The sequence below is a fragment of the Clostridioides sp. LIBA-2809 genome, from assembly GCF_056688965.1.
On record NZ_CP197004.1, the window covers coordinates 499826 to 520180 of the forward strand.

Here is a 20355-nt window from a genome sequence, read left to right on the forward strand (position 1 = left end):
GGATAAAGAGATGAGATATTTTTTACCATTATTCAAATTGGGAGTGAAACGAAGAAGTAAAGATTTTTTTGTTTTATTTTATAATATTGTTTTTCCAATAATAATCATAGTGTTATTAGGCTATTTGACATCAAAATCTTATGGTGAGGATTTTACATCATATAACTATTATACTATTGTTACAATACCATTTTGTGTTCTTATGGGAATCATTAGTGTATCCTATGCAGCACAAGATGAAAAAATTTCTAGCACATCATATCGTTATATGATTTCTCCTATTTCAATAGCAGATTTAGTTCTTTCAAAACTTTTCTCTTGCACAATAGTACTTTCACTATGTAATTTGCTAACCTTGGTGTTATTAAGAGGTATATTTCAGATGAGTTTTGGAGGAAATTTTTTAGCTGTTATTTTTCTATTAATGTGTGAATCAATTGTAGTATCATCTATGGGTTTGTTTTTGGGACTTGTTTGTAAAAATTTAGATATGTTACGTAATATCATTAATATACCAATAGTGATTTTTGGTTTTTTGGGAGGAGTATTTTTTCCAGTTAGCTCTCTAAATTCAGTCATTTCATTAATAATCCATATATCACCATTAACATGGATTAATAGAGCTATAGTTGCTTGTATCTATGATAATAATTTACATCTCCTTTTTAATATATCATGTATATTTATAATCATAAGTATATTGATGACTATATTTACAATTAAGTTTTTTAAGAAGGAGGTCTTTATATAGTGAATTTAATAAATATTTTTAAGAATAATTTAAGAAGGAATATGAATAAAAGATTGGTTTTTCTAGTTACAATTTTATTTCCTATAATTGTAGTAATTCTTGGGGTATTGGCAAATTACATAAGTAAACCATCTTTCAATATTGGTATTTTAAATGACTATAAAAACGAACAAATTCTAAATGCATCTGAAAAAAGAATATATGAAAATACAATAATAGCTCTAAAAAATACTCAAGGAATAAATGTAGAGACTGCAGACCTTAAAACAGTTAAAACTGATATTATAACTGGAAAGTATTCAGCTGTTATACATTTTAATAAAAATGATTTTAAATTATACTCTATAAAAGATAAAGATACAAATAATACATTAAAGTATTTAATAGAAAGATATAAAAAAGAACCAACGACTATAGATATAAATAAACTACAAGAAATTTCTTTAGGAGCTTTACAAAGAATAATTGCATTTATTGTGTTGTTTTTAATGATAACATCTACTGTAACAGCATCTATGATTATTAAAGATAAAAAATCAGGTACATTTACAAGAATACTCTATTCTCCGCAAAATATAAAAGGATATGTGTTAGGGAATATGTTATACAACTTTACAATAACATATTTTCAGTACATAGTTTCAATATCCATAATTAAGTTACTTAATATTGATATTGGAATGGATTATATAGAACTAATTTTTATAGGGGTGTGGGTATCAGCTTTAGCAACTTCTTTTGGAACATTTATATCTTCTTTATTCAATAAAGAGATGTATGCAAATTTATTTTCTACATGTATATCACTTATATTATCACTTATTGGTGGTTCATTCATTCCAATTGAGAAAATGCCAACAATGTTACAAAAAATTAGTATTATAAGTCCAATGCGATGGTTTATCAGTTTTGTGACTTATGTAGAAGAGAGAAAAGGAAGTTTTTTCAATATGAATTATATTTACATTTTAACATTCATGATAGTAGTTTTAATTTTATTAGCTATGAAACTTACTCAAACAAGTAAGTATTCAAGTCGTAATAATTGACTAATATAAAACTTTGTATAATACAAAAAAGCCAATAAACTTTAATTTTTAAAAGTTATTGGCTTTTAGTATTGTATCTAAGCCTTTTATTTAATTTAAAATAATAGAATATAAATTCTTAGTATAACCATGACTTAGTATCAAAGCACATTTTTTGGATATCATCAATAAAGCAACTTACATGGTATCCATCAGTAGATGCATGATGTACGGTTATAGAAAGAGGTAGAAGTATTTTTTCATCTTTTTGATAGTATTTACCTGCTTCAATTGTAGGGAAAAAATAATTTTCAAGACCATGATTGTGTACAGTAAAACTCTTAAAACTAATCCACGGAATACAAGAAACTGTATAGCAATTTTTGGGTGGATTTGGTTTTGCTAGAAAACCATGATTTTTTCCGTACTCTTTAATGTCTGCCAAATAATTTTCATAGAATATCGAAAAATCTTTATCATATTCTGTCCATATTGATGAAAAAGTATTATTATCATCATGAAAAATTGCATAGAATGGTGTTAATGTACTCCAATAGCCAAGTTCATTTTCATCATATGCAATTTTTAATTCTTTATATAGATTCAAGCAAGTTGTTATTATGTATAAATATGCTGGATAAAATTTGATATTTCTTTTTTTCGTTTCATTAAGTAAATTGGTAATATCTATTTCTATAGTCAAATCAAATCCTACATTTGTCATTTTTGAGAAATAGTAAAAATGTGTATATCGTTCCCAGTTTTGTAAATCAATTTTATGGAATTCTTGTTTACTCATATAAAATCACCATATTCTTTATAATATTTATTTGATTATCAATATCTTCATTTGTAAGTTTCAAAACAGGAGAAGATGTTTTCATACTATCGAATAAAAACATTATGTGTATTGCAATTGTTTTAGAATCACATTTTTTAAATTCACCTTTAGATTGTCCATAATCGATTAAATTTGAAAGCATTGTGATAGCTGAATTATATCTTTTATTCATATAATCACGTTGGTCTTTTTCTACAAAAGCAAATTCATGTATTGCAAAATTTAAACCACAATATTTATTATTTATATCATTTTTTTGTTGTTGTAAAAAATATTCTAATATATGCTTAGCTGATATATTTTCTTTGATACTTTTATCTAATAAACTTTGAGAATTGTCTTTATGAGTATTTAATATACTGATAAAAATTTCTTTTGTTGAATTAAAGTGTCTATATAGTCCACCACGACTTAAGTTACATGCTTCACAAATATCTTTCATTGTTACATTGCTGTATCCTTTCTCAGAAAATAACATTATTGATGTATCAATGATAAATTGTTTGGTTTGTTCTCCTTTTGTTGACATATCTTGTACCTCCTTTTTAACGACACGAGTGTCTCTTTTAATTATGAGACACTTGTGTCGTTTTGTCAATGCAAATTTATTTACTTTAAAATGACTGGATAATACTGTAATATTAATTTATAAAATGACTGGACAATGCAATAGGATTGATTTACTTTTAAATTGATGTAAAGAGTAATTAAATACTAATAATATTATTGACTTTTAAAACTTACGTGTGTAATATATAAGTTACTATTAATTATATACTGCTTACATATTTTGAGGGATAATTAAAACATAATAAAACCATAGAGCAGTTATATTCATAAGATTATTTTGAATTTAAAGCTTACATGTGTAATATATTAAATAGTAAAGGTGGTTTGTATGAGAAAAAATAAAAAAACAAGAAGAATGATAGTTTTTGGTTTTCTAATTTGTCTATTTACAGTTATTGTTGCTTTTTCAGCAAAATTTATATTAAATGGACTCAATAAAAGCAAACCAGATGAAGTATTTAAGCAATATATATCTTTTGCAAATGAAAGAAAATATGAAAAAATGTATGATTTGTTAGATGAAAAGAGTAAGTCAGAAAATAAAAAAGAAGATTTTATTTTAAGAAATAAAAAGATATATGAAGGAATTAACTCACACAATATGAGTGTCAAGATTAATGATATTAAAAAAGAAAAAGGTAATGACAAAATAATAAAATATGATTCGAAGATGGATACTTTAGCAGGAGAAATTTCATTTTCAAATGAAGTACTACTAACTAGAGATAGACATAAAAATTATAGAATAAAATGGCAGTCAGATGTTATATTTCCAGAACTTGAAGAAGATAATACTGTAAGAATATCAAAGCTTAAAGCTAAGAGAGGAAGTATTTTAGACAGAAATGGTGTAATGATTGCTGGTCAAGGTCTTGCATCTATGGTAGGGTTAGTTCCTAAAAAAATGAGTGATAATATAGAGGACTTAAAAAAATTATCTGCTTTACTAAATGTACCAGTTGAACAAATTCAAAAGAAATTAAAGGCATCTTGGGTAAAAGAAAATTCAATGGTACCTATAAAAACCATTGAAAAAATAGAAGAAAATGCGGATGGAACTGTAAAAGAAAAAGATAAAGAGTTGCAAGACTCACTTCTTAGTATTCCAGGAGTTAAGATATCTAATACAGAAGTCAGAGTGTATCCATTGGGTGAAAAAGCTGGTCATTTAACTGGATATGTTCAAAATGTAAACGCAGAGATATTAAAGGAAAAAGAAGGTAAGAGATATAATTCTAATAGTATAATTGGTAAGATTGGTTTAGAGAGTTTATTGGAAGATAGGATACGTGGTATTGATGGATATGAGATTATCATAGCTGATAGATATGGAGATAAGAAAAAAACTCTAGTAACTGAGCCTAAAATAGATGGAGAAAATGTAAAGCTAACTATAGATTCAAAACTACAAAGTAAACTATATGAGCAAATGAAAAATGATAAAGGTTGTGCAGTAGTTATGAATCCTAAAACAGGAGAGATTTTATCACTTGTAAGTAGTCCATCGTATAATCCAAATGAGTTTATATTGGGGATGTCAGGAGATAGATGGAAGGAAGTCAATGAAAATGAAAACAAGCCAATGTACAATAGATTTAAAGCACGATTGTGTCCTGGGTCTTCTTTTAAACCAGTTACTGCTGGTATTGGTATAACAACAGGAAAGATTAATCCAAATGAAAACTTTGGGCATAGTGGTCTTAGTTGGCAAAAAGATTCTAGTTGGGGGAGTTATAAGGTAACCACATTAAAAGATTATGGGAATACTGTAAATATGAAGAATGCGCTAATTTATTCTGACAATATTTATTTTGCTAAAGCAGCATTAAAAATAGGTGGAGATGTATTATCAAAAGAGTTGTTAAAACTTGGATTTGAGGAAAACATGCCATTTGAATTTGGATTATCTTCTTCAAGGTTTGGTACGGACAATAAATTTGATACTGAGATACAATTAGCAGATAGTGGATATGGGCAAGGTAAGGTTCTTGTAAATCCAGTACACATGGCATCAATATACTCAACTTTTGTTAATGATGGAGACATGATAAAGCCTTACCTTGAATTTAAAGAGAATCCACATGCTGAGTTTTGGAAAAAAGGTGTGTTTTCTAAGGAATCTGTAAAAATTATTCGTGATGACTTGATTCAAGTTGTTGAAAGTCCTAATGGTACAGGTCATAGTGCTGTGACTAAGGGAATTACTATTGCTGGGAAAACTGGTACAGCAGAAATTAAAGAATCTAAAGATGATGTTACAGGGACAGAACTTGGATGGTTCAATGCTTTTACTGTAGATGAAAACAGTGATAAACAGTATATGGCAATTGCTATGGTTGAAGACGTAAAGAATCGTGGAGGAAGCCATTATGTTATACCTATTGTTAAATCAATATTTGAAGATTAATTTTATTCAATTTGAAGATTAATCTAATTCGCTTGGGGGATAGTATTTTAGATGTATTATTTTCGAATTTGTTGGTAAATTTTAAAATAAATAAAGAGGCTGTCTCAAAATAGAGAAGAGCCTCTTTTTCATTGTTGAAATGATGAAAATGTATTTGATTTCATACAAAAAATTAAAATAGTGGCAACAATTGAGGATGTGAGGGAGAGTTGCCACTATTTTGTATAGGGTATTATATTATGTTTTTAAGCTAGTTTTACTATCTTCTATGTTTATATAATAACTCTTGTGTGTGAATTTAATAGATAATTCATATGAAAATTATGTGAAGTTTTTGGACTTTATAGTAAATGTATTAGGAGTTATAGATTTTTTTGTCATTTAATATAGATAGTGTTATTTTAGCTGCTGAACTACCATTAGAATAATCTTTACTTTGAATATTTGTAGCAAAGAAATAAGTATTTTCATTTTTTTCTACATAACCTATAAACCAACCATTTACATCTTTTCCATTTATAGTAGCAGTGCCTGTTTTACCAGAAAGTGATACTCCATCTTTTTTTGATACTAGTAATGAATCTTTTACAGTTTTTATATCTTTGTCTTTAAATTTAAACTCATTTGTATAAAAATCTTTAAGTAATTTCACCTGTTCAATAGGTGAGATTTTTAATGAAGATTCTAGCCAAAAGCGTGATATGCCTCCTGAAACATCGTAATTACCATACTTAATTTGTTTAAGATAAGTTTGTATATCTTTTATTCCTGTTTTTTTATCTATATATTGAAAATACCAATTTACAGAGTTTTCCATAGCAGAAAATAGGTCTTGGTCTTTATTCCATGAGCTGTTAGAATGATGTTTTCCGTCCCAAGGAATATATGAATTATTTCTTGTTATTATCCCATTTTCTAATCCCAACAAAGCACTATATATTTTATATGTAGAATTTGGAGAAACTCTTTTTTTACTTTTTTCTTCATTGTAAATATGATATTGATTGGATTTTAAATCATACATAACAAAACTACCATCAAAACCTTCAAAGTAGTTACTTAGGTCTTCATACGTAGTTTGGTTATTTATAGGTTTATATTCTTCATTAACATCTGCCATAATGGATAGTGTAGGGCTATTTCCAAATACAATTAAAGCAATCAATGTAAAAATTAAAATGCTTTTAAACTTTAAAAATTTTGATTCAGCATGAAAATTTGCTATCTTTAATAATCTTCTTTTTATCTGTTTTTTTGACCCACTGATATTTGATGTAAGTGTGAGATTATATGGTCTTGAAATATTATCTACAAAATTTATTAGTGTTTGTCCATATTCTATATAATTTTCTTTATCAAGTTTTTTCAAAACTGAAATGTCACATGCAATTTCACGGTCTACTCGCATTTCTTTAAGTGCACACCACACAAGAGGATTAAACCAGTACAATATTTGGAAGAAGCACATTATATAATTTACCAAGATATCTCTGTTTTTAGAATGTTGTAATTCATGAAGTAAAATATATTTTATATCATTTGAAGATAATTTAGATATAGACTCATCTGGTAATATAATATGTGGTTTAAAGTATCCAAATGTAATGGGTGTATTTATGATGTAGGATTTACATAATATAAAATTCTTATTTATCCCAATATCTTTTTTACACTGTTGAAATATTGAAACTATCTCATCATCTTCTAAAATTTGTGCAGATTTTTTTATATTTCTTATTTTAAAATTACAATGAATAGCAATAACTATCATTATTGAAATACCAACTATCCATAATATTAATAATAAAATATTTAAACTACTAAAATTAGATTGATTCAGAGATACTGAAAAATCTTTTAATGCATTTGAGTTATTAATAATACTACTTGAGCTATTTTTTATTGTAGAAGTATTAGCAGTATTGTTTTCAAATTGAGTAAAACCATGTAGATAGTTAAACATATTTCCGAGATTAATATATTTAAGAGGTATAAATGGAATTATTAATGTTATAAGCAATATAAATCCAATATTATATTGGTATTTTGCAGAAATGTGCTTATTAAATATTTTTTTAGTAAATAAAATTACAATAATCAACAATGATAGGGTTAATGTACTAAATAAGAATCGGATAAAGAATGGAGCATACATATTTACTTATCCTCCTTAGTCACCCTTTTGTTTAAAATCTCTCTCAATTCCTCAATATCATCTTCAGAGAGTTTATCATTTTCTAAAAAGTTTAGTACCATAGAATTAAGAGCACCATTATAAAAACGATTTAAAAAAGAACGACTTTCTTTAGCTACATATTCTTCTTCCTCAACAAGTGGAGTATAAACGAACACTCTACTATTTTTTTCATATGTCAAAGCTCCTTTTTTAACTAATCTTAACAACATTGTCTGAATTGTTTTAGGACTCCATGTACTTATTTCTACTAGTTTTTCAATTACTTCATTAGTACTAATAGGAGCATATTTCCAAATAATCTTCATCACTTGATATTCTGCTTCTGAAATTTGTGGTAATTTTTTCATGATATACCTCCTTATACTTACATTTGTAATATATAAAGTATATTATCATTAATTTGGTTTGTCAATTCATAAAGATAATTCATTTATAGTTGTTTAAGCAAGTGCACATAGTTAAATAGAATTATTAATTAAGCTGTATAAATACACATTTAAGTTAAATAGAATTTATATTGACAGCTAAAAATATAGTTGATATACTTATTGTTGATATAACAACTAAAATAAGGAGGTATAGAAATGATAATTACAGTTATAAATGGGAGTCCTAGAAAAAACGGAGCTACATCAAAAGTTTTGGCTTATTTATATAAAGATATAGAAAGATTAATACCAAATGTAAAAATTAATTATTTCGATTTAAGTGAAGTCAATCCATCATACTGTATTGGTTGTTTAAATTGTTATAAAATGGGGAAATGTATTAATCAAAGTGATAAAGTAGAGTATATTCATGATATAATTACTAAGAGTGATGGTGTTATATTTGGTAGCCCGACTTATGGAAGCAGTGTAACTGGGCTTTTCAAGGTATTTACAGATAGAGCACATATGATGTTGGAAAGGTTATTGTACCATAAGCCATGTATAGCAGTTACTACATATGAAAATGCTCGAGGTTCAAAAGCGATTTCTTTTATGAAATCAATGGTCTTAGATTCTGGAGGTTACGTTTGTGGTAATTTATCTATAAAAACTGGATTTAATCAAAATCCTATAACTGAAAATGTAGAATTAAAGATACAAAAGGTATCTAAAAAATTTATTTATTGCATAGAGGAAAAGAAAAATCCACCTGTGTTTTCTCAAATTTATAACTTTATTGCTATGAATGTTTTTTTAAAGCCAATGGCATTTAAAAATATTGAGCAGTATAAAGGAATAATTGATAGATGGGAGGAACAAGGGATTATTTAGATGGAGGTAAAATGAAAGATTTTGAGAAACTATATGAGGTTACAAATAAGTTAGTAAGAACTTCATTGAAAGTAAAAGATGATTTGAAAAAAATGTTTAAACAAAATGGATATGATATAACAGCTGACCATTATGCGTTATTAAGATTTCTATGGGAACAAGATGGAATTTCTCAGATAGATTTATGTGAAAAATCATGTAAGGATAAATCTAATACGACAAGAATCTTAGATGTTATGAAAAATAAAGGATTGATTGTCCGTAAAGTAGATATTAAAGATAGACGTAAATTTCAAATATTTTTAACAGATTTAGGCAAAGAATTAGAAGAGCCTTTAAATGAAATTGCAAGTATATACGCAGTAGAGACATTTAAATCTATTTCTGATGAAGAGTTACCTTTGTTTGCCGATATTTTAGATAGAATTGGCAAGTAAATACAAACTCTATTTTGGGAAGTCTTTTTAACTATTAATGATACAAAATGATAGAAAGAGGGATAAGAATGAGTTCTAAGATTTATTATTTTTCTGGGACAGGGAATTCTCTAGTAGTTTCAAAGACTTTAAAAGAAATGTTGAATGAAAGTAAAGAAATAATACCTTTAGCCATACATAGAAAAAAGCAAAATATAGAGATAAATGAAGATATATTAATAATTGTTTTTCCTGTTTACTTTGCTGATGCTCCTGAGATAGTAAAATTTTTTGTAGAGAAATTAAATTTCAATAATAATACTCATATATACGCTATAGCCACTTGTAATGGAGTAGCTGGGCATAGTTTGTTTACTATAGATAAACTACTTAAGAAAAAGGGTAAAAAATTATCTGCTGGTTTTATAATTGATATGCCTGGAAATGCTTTGACAACACCTCTAGATGTTGAAGAAGAAAGATTGAAAAATATAACTGATAGAGTATATGAGGTCGCAAAATGTATCAATAACTTGGAGAAGGGAAGTATAGAGGGGAAAAATAATTTGAAGTCATATATAGATAGTTTTATGCTTCGTTTAGTAGGAAAGAATATGCAAATTGCAACTACTAAATTTTTTGCAGAAAACAAATGTAATGGATGTGGGACATGTAAAAGAGTTTGTCCTGTAGATAATATAAGTATAGTAGATAAAAAGCCAAAGTGGGGTAATGAGTGTGAAAGATGTCTAGCTTGTTTTCACTGGTGTCCAAAAGAGGCTATCAATATAAAAAAATCATTTTTAACAGATAGAAAGAAGTATCATCATCCAAATGTTACTGTTAAGGATATATTTTTAGATAAATAGATATATTTTATTTGTATTAATAATTATCTTATCAAATAAAATTTTAGAGCAATAGAGAGAAACATATAGCAATCTTATGGAAATATTGTAAAGAGTAATATGTAATGATACTAAGTATATTAGAGATTAAAAATAATAATAAATAAATATATAGTGATATTAATATAAAAATAAAAGTGCCTCATAAATAAAAATTTTTGAGGCACTTATTATTTGTTTAACCTAGCATCTATCCTTTTATAAGTTCAACCATTTTCTTTATATCATCTGATGCCATTTCAAACTTTGATTTTTCAATCAATATATTTCCACCAGTCATGATATACGATGGAAATATTCTTAATTTATCATAATAAAGTTCATTGTTACGAAGTTTATATGTTGAGATAGAAGGGATAGCATTCTTTTTTGTATGTTTTTTAGTAATCATATTAAAAGATTTCTTTGCAACATCTCCCATCAACATTACTACTTTTAGATTATTAAATAATTGAATTTCTTTTTCTAAAATAGGCATATGCAATTTAATTGTATCACTAGTTATTGTATATTCTGATTTAGGAAGTTTTACTGCATTGGTTACATAGATACCCATATCTAATATATCATTTATATTAGATACTTCTATGCCTGCATTGTTAAATAAAGGGAGAGTAGTTTTCAAGTAATCTGCATCTTCATTTATACTATAAAAATCGTCATTGGGGTTATTTGGTACAACCTCATTAATCATTATAGTTTTTATGGAGTCTGTGTCTATTGTTATATTGGGAAGATATGATACTATTTTGTTTTCATCGAAAAGATTATTCTGCTTAATAAATTCATTTAAAGTTGATTTTATATTTATTTTCATATGATAAATCTCCTTGGTTTCAAGCTTTAAGTACTATAAAAAATAGTCTTAAAGTATATAATTTTAAAATCATAATAACATATCAAACATGACAACAGAATGTCATGTTTGATTGATAAATTATCTAAACTTAGAATTTATTAGAGCATCTGCTTGTTCATAATCATCTTTATGTACATAAATTGAATACTCGTAAGAAAAATCTTCCTTTTGTCCTAAATTTCCAAGAATCATTTTACTGGAAAAAGGTCTTTTAGAGTAATTATTGTTTTTCACTTTATACTTATATTTAATTTTGTTTACTGATAATATACTGCATATCTCATTAAATCTATCTAAAGAATATCCTCGGAAAAGCTCAGTTCTATTTAAAATCATAAAGACAACCTCCTTGTAAAAGTAATTTATCGAAATTAGAGGAGAAAAGGACTATAAGTTGTTATAAATAAAAGGTAGCAAAATTAAATTGATTTGTAAAGTTTTTCAGAGTATTATACTAGTAATAAAATAAATAAGTTTCAGATGTAGAGTTTAAAGAAAATGTGTAAATGAGATTATATAGATATTGAAGGAGAAATTTAAATGAAAAAAATATCACAAGAAAAAGTAAGCACATATACTCAAGAAGTATCTCAAGAAAAAATTGAGCAGTGGAAATCTGTATATGAAAAATATAAAGATATCTTAAAAGTAAATTCTAAGCCTATTTTAGAAGTAATAGAATTTTTAAAACAAAACTATATAATAAAAGAAGAAACTTCAGAAGAATTCAAGGATGTAATTATCCATAATATTAAATTAAATAAACCTTTATCAGAAAAAATCCCCAATAATGCAGAATTAAAACATGTTGCATTTATAATTCAAAATGAAGGGAATGCAAAAAAATTATACGATACACAAGAGGAAGTGTATAGTGGTTGTCCAATTATGGTTGGGATGGAGTTTGAAACAGGATGTGTATTTGTAGAGGGTAGTGATGAACTTAATGATGAGATAACTGCATTTAAAGGATTAGATAAATATGATATAAATAATTATTATTTAGTAGCAAACTATGTTAGATGTCTAAAGAAATATGAATTAATAGATTAGTGCATGATTTAAAGATTATAGAATAAATTTGAAGCTAGTATAATTATGAAATATCAGCTTAAGTCTAATACAACTAAATTTAAATCTAATATAAATATTAAGCATAAAGAAGCGTAAACTTGAATAGAGTTGCCAAAATAAAATTGGTAACTCTATTTTTAATTTTATATTTCATTAAAATTTCTAGCTGTTATAGAATTGTTATTTTTTCATGTTAGTATTTTCTTAGTAATAGAAATCAACGCATTACAAGAAAGGAGAAATATATATGAAAGATTTAATTCTTGAAACAAAAAATTTATCAAAAAAATATGGAGAACAAATGGCGGTTAACAACGTTTCTCTGCAAATTGAGAGAAATAGTATCTATGGACTTTTGGGACCAAATGGTGCAGGAAAATCGACAACACTTAAAATGCTTGTTGGTCTTCTTCGCCCAACACATGGACGTATTATTTTTGATAGGAAACCTTGGAAACGAGAATCTCTTGCAAATATTGGAGCCTTAATAGAATCACCTTCTTTGTATGGAAACCTTACAGCAGAAGAAAATTTACTAGTACATACAAAACTTTTGGGATTACCTAAAGATAAAATTTATGAGGTGCTAGAAATAGTCAACTTGAAAAATACAGGTAAAAAGAGAGCTTCACAATTCTCTATGGGTATGAAACAAAGGTTGGGAATTGCTATTGCGCTTTTGAGTGACCCAGAATTGTTGATACTGGATGAGCCAACTAATGGGCTTGACCCCTTTGGAATTCAAGAACTTCGTGAGTTGATTGCTTCTTTTCCAAAAAAAGGTATAACTGTGATTCTTTCTAGTCATATTCTGTCAGAAGTTGCTCAAGTTGTAGATAATATTGGGATTATAAGTGGAGGACGACTACTATTTCAAGGAGAACCTGACCCTAATGAAAATCTAGAAGAATTCTTTTCAAATGTTATTCTTAAAGGAGGACAAATAGAGGAGGGAAAAAAAGATGAATAGTCTACAATCTGAACTTTTAAAATATAAAAGAACATTTATGGGGAAACTGATTGTTTTTTTTCCAGTATTCTTTGCAGCATATGCACTTATAATGCAAGGAACACTTATGCAAAATCCATTATCCCAATCAGATTCTTGGGAGTGGCAAAATCTTTTAGCATTAGTTTTTAACTGGTGGTCATTTATGTTCTTGACTATTGGATTTGCATTGTTTGCTACTTTAGTAGCTGCACAGGAAAGAAAAGCTGGAAATTATCGTGCTTTACGTACACACAATGTATCTCCTATGGTACTTTGGATTAATAAAGTTATAGCTATGGCAGTCTACAGTTTGATTTCAACATTAATTTTAATAGTTGTAACAATTATAACTGGTTTAATATTGAAAGCTGGACCAATTCCTTTTGGACAGATTATAGGGGCAAGTATTGTATGTTGGGTTGTCTCTCTTGCTATACTTCCAATTCAGTTATTGATTGCTACGTGGAAAGGTATGTTCTTAAGCATGGGAGTTGGATTTTTAGGAATGATATTGGGTGTCCTTGCTGCGACACAACCATTTTGGATTGCAGTACCATGGAGTTGGGCAGTTAGAATGGTGTGTCCAATCATTAACATACATCCTAATGGTACTATATTACAAGCTGGAGACCCTCTTTTGAATAATTCAGTAATTCCTATTGGTATTGTTGTTTCTTTGGTTGTGTTTCTAGTATTAACAGCACTTACTGCAGTTTGGTTTAGTAGGAGGGATGACAAATGATAAAACTATTATCATCAGAATGGCTTCGAGCAAAGAGAACAGCTGTCCGATGGCTTACTCTTTTTATGCCTGTTATTTTTTCATTATGTGTGGTTGCCTATCTTGCAATCAAATCTGGAAGTACACAAGCATTTGCTTTTGAAGGGTTTTTCACAGTATGGACTGTATTCATTATTCCTATTGGAGTAGGTATTCTGTCAGGATTTATAGTGTATGAGGAAGAACTTGCTGGAAATTTTAATGGTTTTTTATGTATAGGTATTTCTCGTGTTAGATTATATCTTGGAAAATTTCTTTTTCTCCTTTTTTGTTTAGCTGTATGTACATTTATTGCTACATTGATACTTTGCATAGGCATGAATATTGCAGTGCCATCTGGTGCACCAGTAGGGCTATTTATGGCCGCCGCCGCTCTTGTGGTAATCGGGTCACTTCCAATATTAGCTATTCACCTTTGGGTGAGTTTTGCATGGGGAATGGGTGCATCTATTGGTATTAGTGTTGGTGGAATTTTAATGGCTGCAATACTTGGGTTAACAAGTATTGGTTCAACAGTTGGCCCATTTGTTCCATGGACATGGCCAGTAAAATTGGGTATGCTTCCAGGCACTTACTTTATTAAAGGAGATGGAACTATTCCAACTGAAGAGATTTATTCTGGAATGATACAATCAGCTACTATACATTTTGTAGCAGTGGCAATAGGTCTAATTATATTCTTGATAGGAGGAGTTGTTTGGTTTAAAATATGGGAGGGAAGGAAAAGCTACGAGTAGATGGATATTGCTTTAATAACTAACTTCCCATAATATAAAGGAGGTGTTATATTGAGCAAAATATTGATTATTGATGATGAAATAGACTTAGTAATGTTACTTGAAGATGAATTGAAAGAAAAAGGTCATGAAGTATTGGTAGCTTCTGATGGGCAAAAAGGTATAGAGTTATCAAAAATGGAGCCTGACCTTATTATACTGGATATTATGATGCCTAAAATGGATGGTTTTGAGGTATGCCAGGCAATTCGAGATGATGTTTTGTGTCCGATTATATTTTTGAGTGCAAAGCAATCGGAAACTGACAAAATCAAAGGATTGACTTTTGGAGGAGACGATTATGTAACAAAACCCTTTGGATTGCGTGAATTGATGGCAAGAATTGAAGCCAATCTGCGTAGAGAAAAGCGGTCACAGTATATCAATGAAGAAAATAAACGGTCTACATTGTATTTTGGAAAGTTGTGCCTATATATGAGAGAGCGTACAGTTAAAATTGATGGCAAGGATATTGACTTAACAAAAATAGAGTATGATATTGTTGAACTACTAGCACTTCATGCAGGACAAGTTTTTTCCAGAGAACAGGTCTATGAAAAAGTATGGGGATGTGATTCTGAGGGCGATTCTGCAACTGTTGTTGAACGAATCAAAAAAATACGAGCTAAGTTTGCCGCTGTGATGCCAGAAAAAGAATATATTTCTACAGTTTGGGGAATTGGATACAAGTGGAACAAAATGTAAGGGAGGAGAAATTATTAAATGAAAAATCAATCACTTACGACCCAGTTCAGGCATACCTTTATTTTCATTATAATAGCTAGTATAGTCTCCACAATAATTACTTATGTCTTTGCTATTTACTTGTTTATATATTCAGCAGATAAGGATATTTATCAATCAAATTATTATGAGAGACAAGTTCCTGGAATTGAAAAATACATTAATGAAAAAAACATAGACTGGTTATCTCAATCGAATGAAAAAGAATTAAAAAGTATTATTCATGGAGATGGGCTTTTATATCAAGTTGTGGATGATAATGGCAATGTATTGTATAGTACTAATCCACGAAAACCATTCAAGACAAAAGAAGAACTATTTAGCAATTTTAGCAAAAAAATTGCTCGTAAAGGAGGTTACATCTATACTATTCCTATTAAAGATGATAATGGAAAGGTTGAAGGAGCTGTTATTCTGTCCTATCAAGTAAAAGTGACATTTGCAAATAATAGGGGAAGATTTATAGGTGTAATTATTGTAATAGCTTTATTCTCTCCATTTTTATATATTATTGGGTTTACTGTATGGTTTTCTAAACGCTTTGTAAAAAATATCAATAAACCAGTGCATTTATTAATTGATGCTTCCAAGAAGATAAGAGAAAAAGACCTTGATTTTGAAATCGACTATTATTCAGATAATGAACTTGGAAAACTTTGCAGTGCTTTTTCTGAAATGAAAGATGAACTAAAAAAATCTTTATCTGTACAGTGGAAAATAGAACAAGAACGTGTTGAAATGGTAGAAGCTCTAGCGCATGACTTGAAATCTCCCCTTTCTGTTATTTTGGGATATACAGATGCACTTATTGATAATAATTTAGATGGTAACGAAAAATTACACAGGTATCTCACAGTTATAAGAGAAAATACAGAAAAAAGTGCTTCTCTTGTTCAGAAAATGCAATACACATCTGATTTGGAAAAATCAAATATACAATTAAACCTTGTCCCTGTAAATTTACCTGATTTTTTGAAACAAAAGGTACAAGACTATGAATTACAGGCTCATCAAAAAGAAATAAAGCTTGTCCTGAAAATGCAGGGTAATATGCAGTTTCCAATTCAAATAGATGTGGATAGATTGACTAGAATTTTTGATAATATTATATCCAATAGTCTGCAATACACTCCAGTAGGTGGTAGTATTAACATCAGTGTAGAGTCTGAAAAAAATTGTATCTATTATAAGATTTGCGATTCTGGTAGTGGGTTTAGCCCTAAAGATTTGAAAAAGGCTCTTGATAAGTTTTATAGAGGCGATGAAGCTAGGCAAACTAAAGGTGGTCATTCTGGTCTTGGGCTTTATATTGTAAAGCAATTAGTGGAACAGCTTGGAGGTTCTGTCAAAATAGAAAATTCAAAATCAGGTGGAGCATGTGTGACATTTTGGCATGGCACTTAATTACTTAAAAGTTTTATGAATTTAACTTATATATTTTAAATCAAAAGAGGAGGACTATTATGCCTCCTCTTTCTTAAATTTTAATTAATATCTATACAATCAATTATATTCATCTTTTTAACTTTTCTCAATGGAATAAGAGTAGCTATTATACATGCAAGTATAGAAACAAGTGTAACTTGTGAAATTGAAAGAATTGGTATATTAGTAAAATCAAGCTTTTCTATAGTTGCCATGTTTATGATAACAGCACTGGCATATCCAGCAATGGAGCCAAATATGGATGCAAAAATTCCATAGTAAGCACCTTCCCATAAAAACATCTTATATAGACTACTATTACTCATACCAATAGCTCTTTTAACTCCAATCTCATTAATTCTAGTATTTATATTTGTATTAGTTGTGTTAATTATATTTAAAGTACCAATCAAACCCACAAAAAGTATTACTGCCCATGCTAGAAATTCTATTTGTTCAAAACTCTCTTTAAGTTGCTTGTCTGATTCGATGTATGATATCCAATGAGAGCCTGGATTGTTTTTACAAATATGCTCTATAGATAATCTTATTTGTTCTAAATCTGATTTATTTTTAGCATAAATATTTATTTGATTAAACTTGTCTTTATTTGTCAAGGTGTCATAAACAGAATCATATACAATAACATCAACACCATTTAACCAACCATTACCTTGCAAAAAAAACATTTTATCTATTGTACTATATATTTCTAGTTGATTTTTATTGATTGTAATATTATCTTTAGGTTTTAGATTTGTATATTTAATTTTTACACCTGGGGTAGAAATAGCAACTGGATTTTTTATAAAGCAAATAGAGCCATTTTTAAAATCTTCTAATGTGGAATTTGTAATAGAAGGTATTGAGTCTTTTAAGGTCCTTTCATCAATTCCAATGATTTTTAACATCTCACCACTATTTTCAAAATGGATATTTGTATCTATTTCGCCCTGTTTATATTCAGAGTATTTTATAAAAGAAGTACGGTCGATATTTTTTATGCTCTTTATTTTATCTAGAGTGGACTTATCAAAACCAGATACTTCGCTTGTTAAGGAAAAATCTCCTTCTTTTAAATTGCTTACTGACTTAGATACATCTAATACATTGGAAAACTCACTCAGTGCGACGAATACTGTTATACTCATAAATAAAGAGAGTATAGTTATTATAGTTCTTCCTTTATTTCTTTTTAAGTTTAGCCATGCGAGATGCCTTTCAAAGTTTTTTATTGTTTTTTCTCTTTTAATCTTTCTTTTGATTTTAGTAGTACTACCAGCCATAGCAATTTTTGGAGAGACATGTGAAGCATATATTGCTGATGGTAGGGCAGAAATAAATGAAAAAATCAATGACATACTAGCACTTAATAATAATGGGAATAGATAAGCAGTTGAGTTTTTATGTATAAGCTCAGTTATTTCTTTACTATTATTTGCTAGAAGTATATCTGGGTTTAAGATATTAGTTACCATTCCAGTTATGCCCTTAGAAGATATAATTCCAACTATAGCTCCAATAGGTATGGCAATAGCACATAAGATTAAAATTTGTAAAATAATAATCTTATATAGTTGATTTGGTTCAGCACCTATTGCTCTTAGACTTCCATATTCCTTAATTTTCTTTGTAACAGATATTTTTAAAATGTTGTAGATTACAAGTCCCGAAGCCAATAAAACTAATAAAGCAATGAATAAAGATACCAATATAATAATAGAGATACCGTCATTGTCAGAATTATCTTTTTCAAACTGTATTCCAAGTGCATTTAAATAAATCCAATTATACTGAATTGAATTGTGGGAAAGACCTATATCTTTGGCTAATTGATTTACTATTTCTTGGAACTTGTCTTGTTGTTTTATTTTAAAATCCAATGAGGATAAAGTATATCTTTTAGGCAGAAAATTTTCTGATGTACCTTTACCTACAATACCATTTACTGTACCACTTGCATATCCAGTATAATCATCTTCTAAAATACCACTCAATTTAAAGTTGGCCGTGTAATTATATGCTGGTATAGTGTCCTTTAAAAGTGAAATATCTAAATTCATAGGTATTGTCATACCTAGTTTTGGCTTTATGCCCATAAGTTTCAGTGTATTTTCATCTAAAGCTATTTCATTCTCATTTTTAGGAAGATTTCCAGATTTTAATTTCATTAACTTTGGGTAATTGGAAAGTCCCTTTTTATCATATTCTTTTACAAGTACAGAGATGCCAGAATCTTTTATTTTACTAGTACCAAGGGCTACTGAAGTACCTGCTTGATAAATTCTATTATCCTTCTTTATTTTATCAACTTGATTTTTAGTAAGTTGGTGAAAGGATACATGTCTATCACCATTAAAAGAACGAGCTTGTTCAATTCTTAAATTTTGAAGTATAGCAATTGACTGCCCAATCACAGTCGTCATAATGGTTGATAGTACTATTGCTATAATAATAAGTGTAGTCATAAGTTTTTGGTTTTTTAATTCTTTTATTGAAAGTGAAAGGTAACTCTTCATTATTATTCCACCTCCATAAGCACACCATCAATAATTGAAAGTCTTCTATCAGCAAGTTTTGCAATTCTATCATCATGGGTGATTACTACTAAAGTTTTACCAAACTGCTTTGAAGTTTTGATAAGAAGATTCATAACCTCACTACCACTTTTACTGTCTAAGTTTCCTGTGGGTTCATCAGCAAATACTATATTTGGTTTTGCAATAAGTGCTCTAGCAATTGCAACTCTTTGTTGCTGACCTCCTGAAAGCTCATGAGGAAGATGGTGAAGCCTATCTGTGATTCCAAGTAATGACGAGATTTCATTTAAGTATTTTTTATCAGGCTGTTTCTTATCTAGAAGTACAGGCATTGAAATATTTTCAGATGCTGTAAGAACAGGTAAAAGATTAAACTGCTGAAAAACGAATCCAAAGGACTTTCTTCTAAGAGCAGATAATTCTTTTTCACTATATTTATATATATCTTTATCATCAAGTAACACTTGCCCAGAGGTAGGGTTATCTAAACCACTTAAAATATGTAAAAGCGTACTTTTTCCACTTCCAGAAGGTCCAATTATAGAAACAAATTCACCTGATTTTATTTCTAAATTGACATTATTGAGTGCAATAACTTTATTGTTGCCAGAACCATATATCTTTGATAATTGCTTTGCTTTTATAATCATAAAAAACACTCTCCTTTTCTATATAAGAAGAGTGTAAGTTTTAAAACTCAATTTTTTCTCAACTTTCTAATTTTATTTATTTAAGAGTTTATTTCAAAAGGATATACTTTATAAATTCTAATTAACAAAATTTAT

20 protein-coding genes are annotated in these 20355 nt (G+C 28.4%); 12 read left to right on the forward strand and 8 right to left on the reverse strand.

Going from position 1 to position 20355, the window contains the following annotated elements; genetic code table 11:
* The first annotated feature begins 10 nt into the window (after positions 1–10).
* Together ACTG44_RS02665 and ACTG44_RS02670 are read left to right on the forward strand one after the other, a co-directional pair.
* On the forward strand, positions 11–751 hold the full coding sequence (locus ACTG44_RS02665; protein WP_479921222.1) for an ABC transporter permease: 741 nt from the start codon (positions 11–13) through the stop codon (positions 749–751).
* Positions 751–1800, forward strand: coding sequence for an ABC transporter permease (locus ACTG44_RS02670; RefSeq protein WP_479921223.1), 1050 nt, complete (start codon positions 751–753; stop codon positions 1798–1800). The genes ACTG44_RS02665 and ACTG44_RS02670 overlap by 1 nt, the downstream gene beginning before the upstream one ends.
* Before the next feature lie 118 nt (positions 1801–1918).
* On the opposite strand, the gene ACTG44_RS02675 is transcribed toward ACTG44_RS02670, so the two are convergent.
* Entirely contained in the window at positions 1919–2578 is a 660-nt protein-coding gene (locus ACTG44_RS02675; protein ID WP_021382902.1) for a chloramphenicol acetyltransferase, read from the reverse strand.
* Positions 2571–3149, reverse strand: a complete 579-nt coding sequence (locus tag ACTG44_RS02680) for a TetR/AcrR family transcriptional regulator (protein ID WP_021382995.1) — start codon at positions 3147–3149, stop codon at positions 2571–2573. The genes ACTG44_RS02675 and ACTG44_RS02680 overlap by 8 nt, the downstream gene beginning before the upstream one ends.
* 369 nt (positions 3150–3518) lie before the next feature.
* On the opposite strand from ACTG44_RS02680, the gene ACTG44_RS02685 reads away from it, so the two are divergent.
* Positions 3519–5597, forward strand: a complete 2079-nt coding sequence (locus ACTG44_RS02685) for a penicillin-binding transpeptidase domain-containing protein (protein ID WP_479921224.1) — start codon at positions 3519–3521, stop codon at positions 5595–5597.
* A 355-nt stretch (positions 5598–5952) separates the two neighbouring features.
* Here the strand turns inward: ACTG44_RS02685 and ACTG44_RS02690 are convergent, their stop codons facing one another.
* The gene (locus ACTG44_RS02690; protein WP_479921225.1) at positions 5953–7752 is read right to left on the reverse strand and encodes a BlaR1 family beta-lactam sensor/signal transducer; all 1800 of its coding nucleotides are present in this window, start codon (positions 7750–7752) and stop codon (positions 5953–5955) included.
* A 2-nt stretch (positions 7753–7754) separates the two neighbouring features.
* Positions 7755–8141: a BlaI/MecI/CopY family transcriptional regulator gene (locus ACTG44_RS02695; protein ID WP_021382959.1), complete on the reverse strand. Its 387-nt coding sequence runs from the start codon at positions 8139–8141 to the stop codon at positions 7755–7757.
* Positions 8142–8378: 237 nt separating this feature from the next.
* On the opposite strand from ACTG44_RS02695, the gene ACTG44_RS02700 reads away from it, so the two are divergent.
* The 3 genes from ACTG44_RS02700 to ACTG44_RS02710 all read left to right on the forward strand — a co-directional run bounded on the left by ACTG44_RS02700 (position 8379) and on the right by ACTG44_RS02710 (position 10341).
* Complete coding sequence (locus tag ACTG44_RS02700; RefSeq protein ID WP_479918053.1) at positions 8379–9056, forward strand: flavodoxin family protein; 678 nt, start codon at positions 8379–8381, stop codon at positions 9054–9056.
* Positions 9032–9493 carry a MarR family winged helix-turn-helix transcriptional regulator gene (locus tag ACTG44_RS02705; protein ID WP_479918054.1) on the forward strand — a complete coding sequence of 154 codons (462 nt, stop codon included), beginning with the start codon at positions 9032–9034 and terminating at the stop codon, positions 9491–9493. The genes ACTG44_RS02700 and ACTG44_RS02705 overlap by 25 nt, the downstream gene beginning before the upstream one ends.
* 68 nt (positions 9494–9561) lie before the next feature.
* Positions 9562–10341, forward strand: a complete 780-nt coding sequence (locus tag ACTG44_RS02710; protein ID WP_479918055.1) for an EFR1 family ferrodoxin — start codon at positions 9562–9564, stop codon at positions 10339–10341.
* A gap of 229 nt (positions 10342–10570) precedes the next feature.
* Here ACTG44_RS02710 and ACTG44_RS02715 read toward each other — a convergent pair whose 3' ends face one another.
* Together ACTG44_RS02715 and ACTG44_RS02720 are read right to left on the reverse strand one after the other, a co-directional pair.
* On the reverse strand, positions 10571–11197 hold the full coding sequence (locus tag ACTG44_RS02715; protein ID WP_479918056.1) for a uracil-DNA glycosylase family protein: 627 nt from the start codon (positions 11195–11197) through the stop codon (positions 10571–10573).
* A gap of 120 nt (positions 11198–11317) precedes the next feature.
* Complete coding sequence (locus ACTG44_RS02720; protein ID WP_021382953.1) at positions 11318–11575, reverse strand: hypothetical protein; 258 nt, start codon at positions 11573–11575, stop codon at positions 11318–11320.
* A 204-nt stretch (positions 11576–11779) separates the two neighbouring features.
* Between ACTG44_RS02720 and ACTG44_RS02725 the strand changes: the two genes are divergently transcribed.
* The 6 genes from ACTG44_RS02725 to ACTG44_RS02750 all read left to right on the forward strand — a co-directional run bounded on the left by ACTG44_RS02725 (position 11780) and on the right by ACTG44_RS02750 (position 17009).
* Entirely contained in the window at positions 11780–12292 is a 513-nt protein-coding gene (locus ACTG44_RS02725) for a hypothetical protein (RefSeq protein WP_479918057.1), read from the forward strand.
* 268 nt (positions 12293–12560) lie between these two features.
* A complete protein-coding gene (locus tag ACTG44_RS02730) occupies positions 12561–13283 on the forward strand; it encodes a lantibiotic protection ABC transporter ATP-binding protein (RefSeq protein WP_479918058.1) in 723 nt (240 codons plus the stop codon).
* Positions 13276–14046, forward strand: coding sequence for a lantibiotic immunity ABC transporter MutE/EpiE family permease subunit (locus ACTG44_RS02735; protein ID WP_479919763.1), 771 nt, complete (start codon positions 13276–13278; stop codon positions 14044–14046). Before ACTG44_RS02730 ends, ACTG44_RS02735 begins: the two co-directional genes overlap by 8 nt.
* Positions 14043–14822, forward strand: a complete 780-nt coding sequence (locus tag ACTG44_RS02740) for a lantibiotic immunity ABC transporter MutG family permease subunit (RefSeq protein ID WP_479918060.1) — start codon at positions 14043–14045, stop codon at positions 14820–14822. The genes ACTG44_RS02735 and ACTG44_RS02740 overlap by 4 nt, the downstream gene beginning before the upstream one ends.
* Before the next feature lie 51 nt (positions 14823–14873).
* Positions 14874–15566 (forward strand): response regulator transcription factor, encoded by a 693-nt coding sequence (locus tag ACTG44_RS02745; protein ID WP_021382947.1) that lies wholly within the window; start codon positions 14874–14876, stop codon positions 15564–15566.
* A gap of 120 nt (positions 15567–15686) precedes the next feature.
* Positions 15687–17009 carry a sensor histidine kinase gene (locus ACTG44_RS02750; RefSeq protein WP_479918061.1) on the forward strand — a complete coding sequence of 441 codons (1323 nt, stop codon included), beginning with the start codon at positions 15687–15689 and terminating at the stop codon, positions 17007–17009.
* A gap of 80 nt (positions 17010–17089) precedes the next feature.
* Here the strand turns inward: ACTG44_RS02750 and ACTG44_RS02755 are convergent, their stop codons facing one another.
* Together ACTG44_RS02755 and ACTG44_RS02760 are read right to left on the reverse strand one after the other, a co-directional pair.
* Positions 17090–19549, reverse strand: coding sequence for an ABC transporter permease (locus ACTG44_RS02755; RefSeq protein ID WP_479918062.1), 2460 nt, complete (start codon positions 19547–19549; stop codon positions 17090–17092).
* 2 nt (positions 19550–19551) lie between these two features.
* Positions 19552–20220: an ABC transporter ATP-binding protein gene (locus ACTG44_RS02760; protein WP_479918063.1), complete on the reverse strand. Its 669-nt coding sequence runs from the start codon at positions 20218–20220 to the stop codon at positions 19552–19554.
* Positions 20221–20355 lie beyond the last annotated feature (135 nt).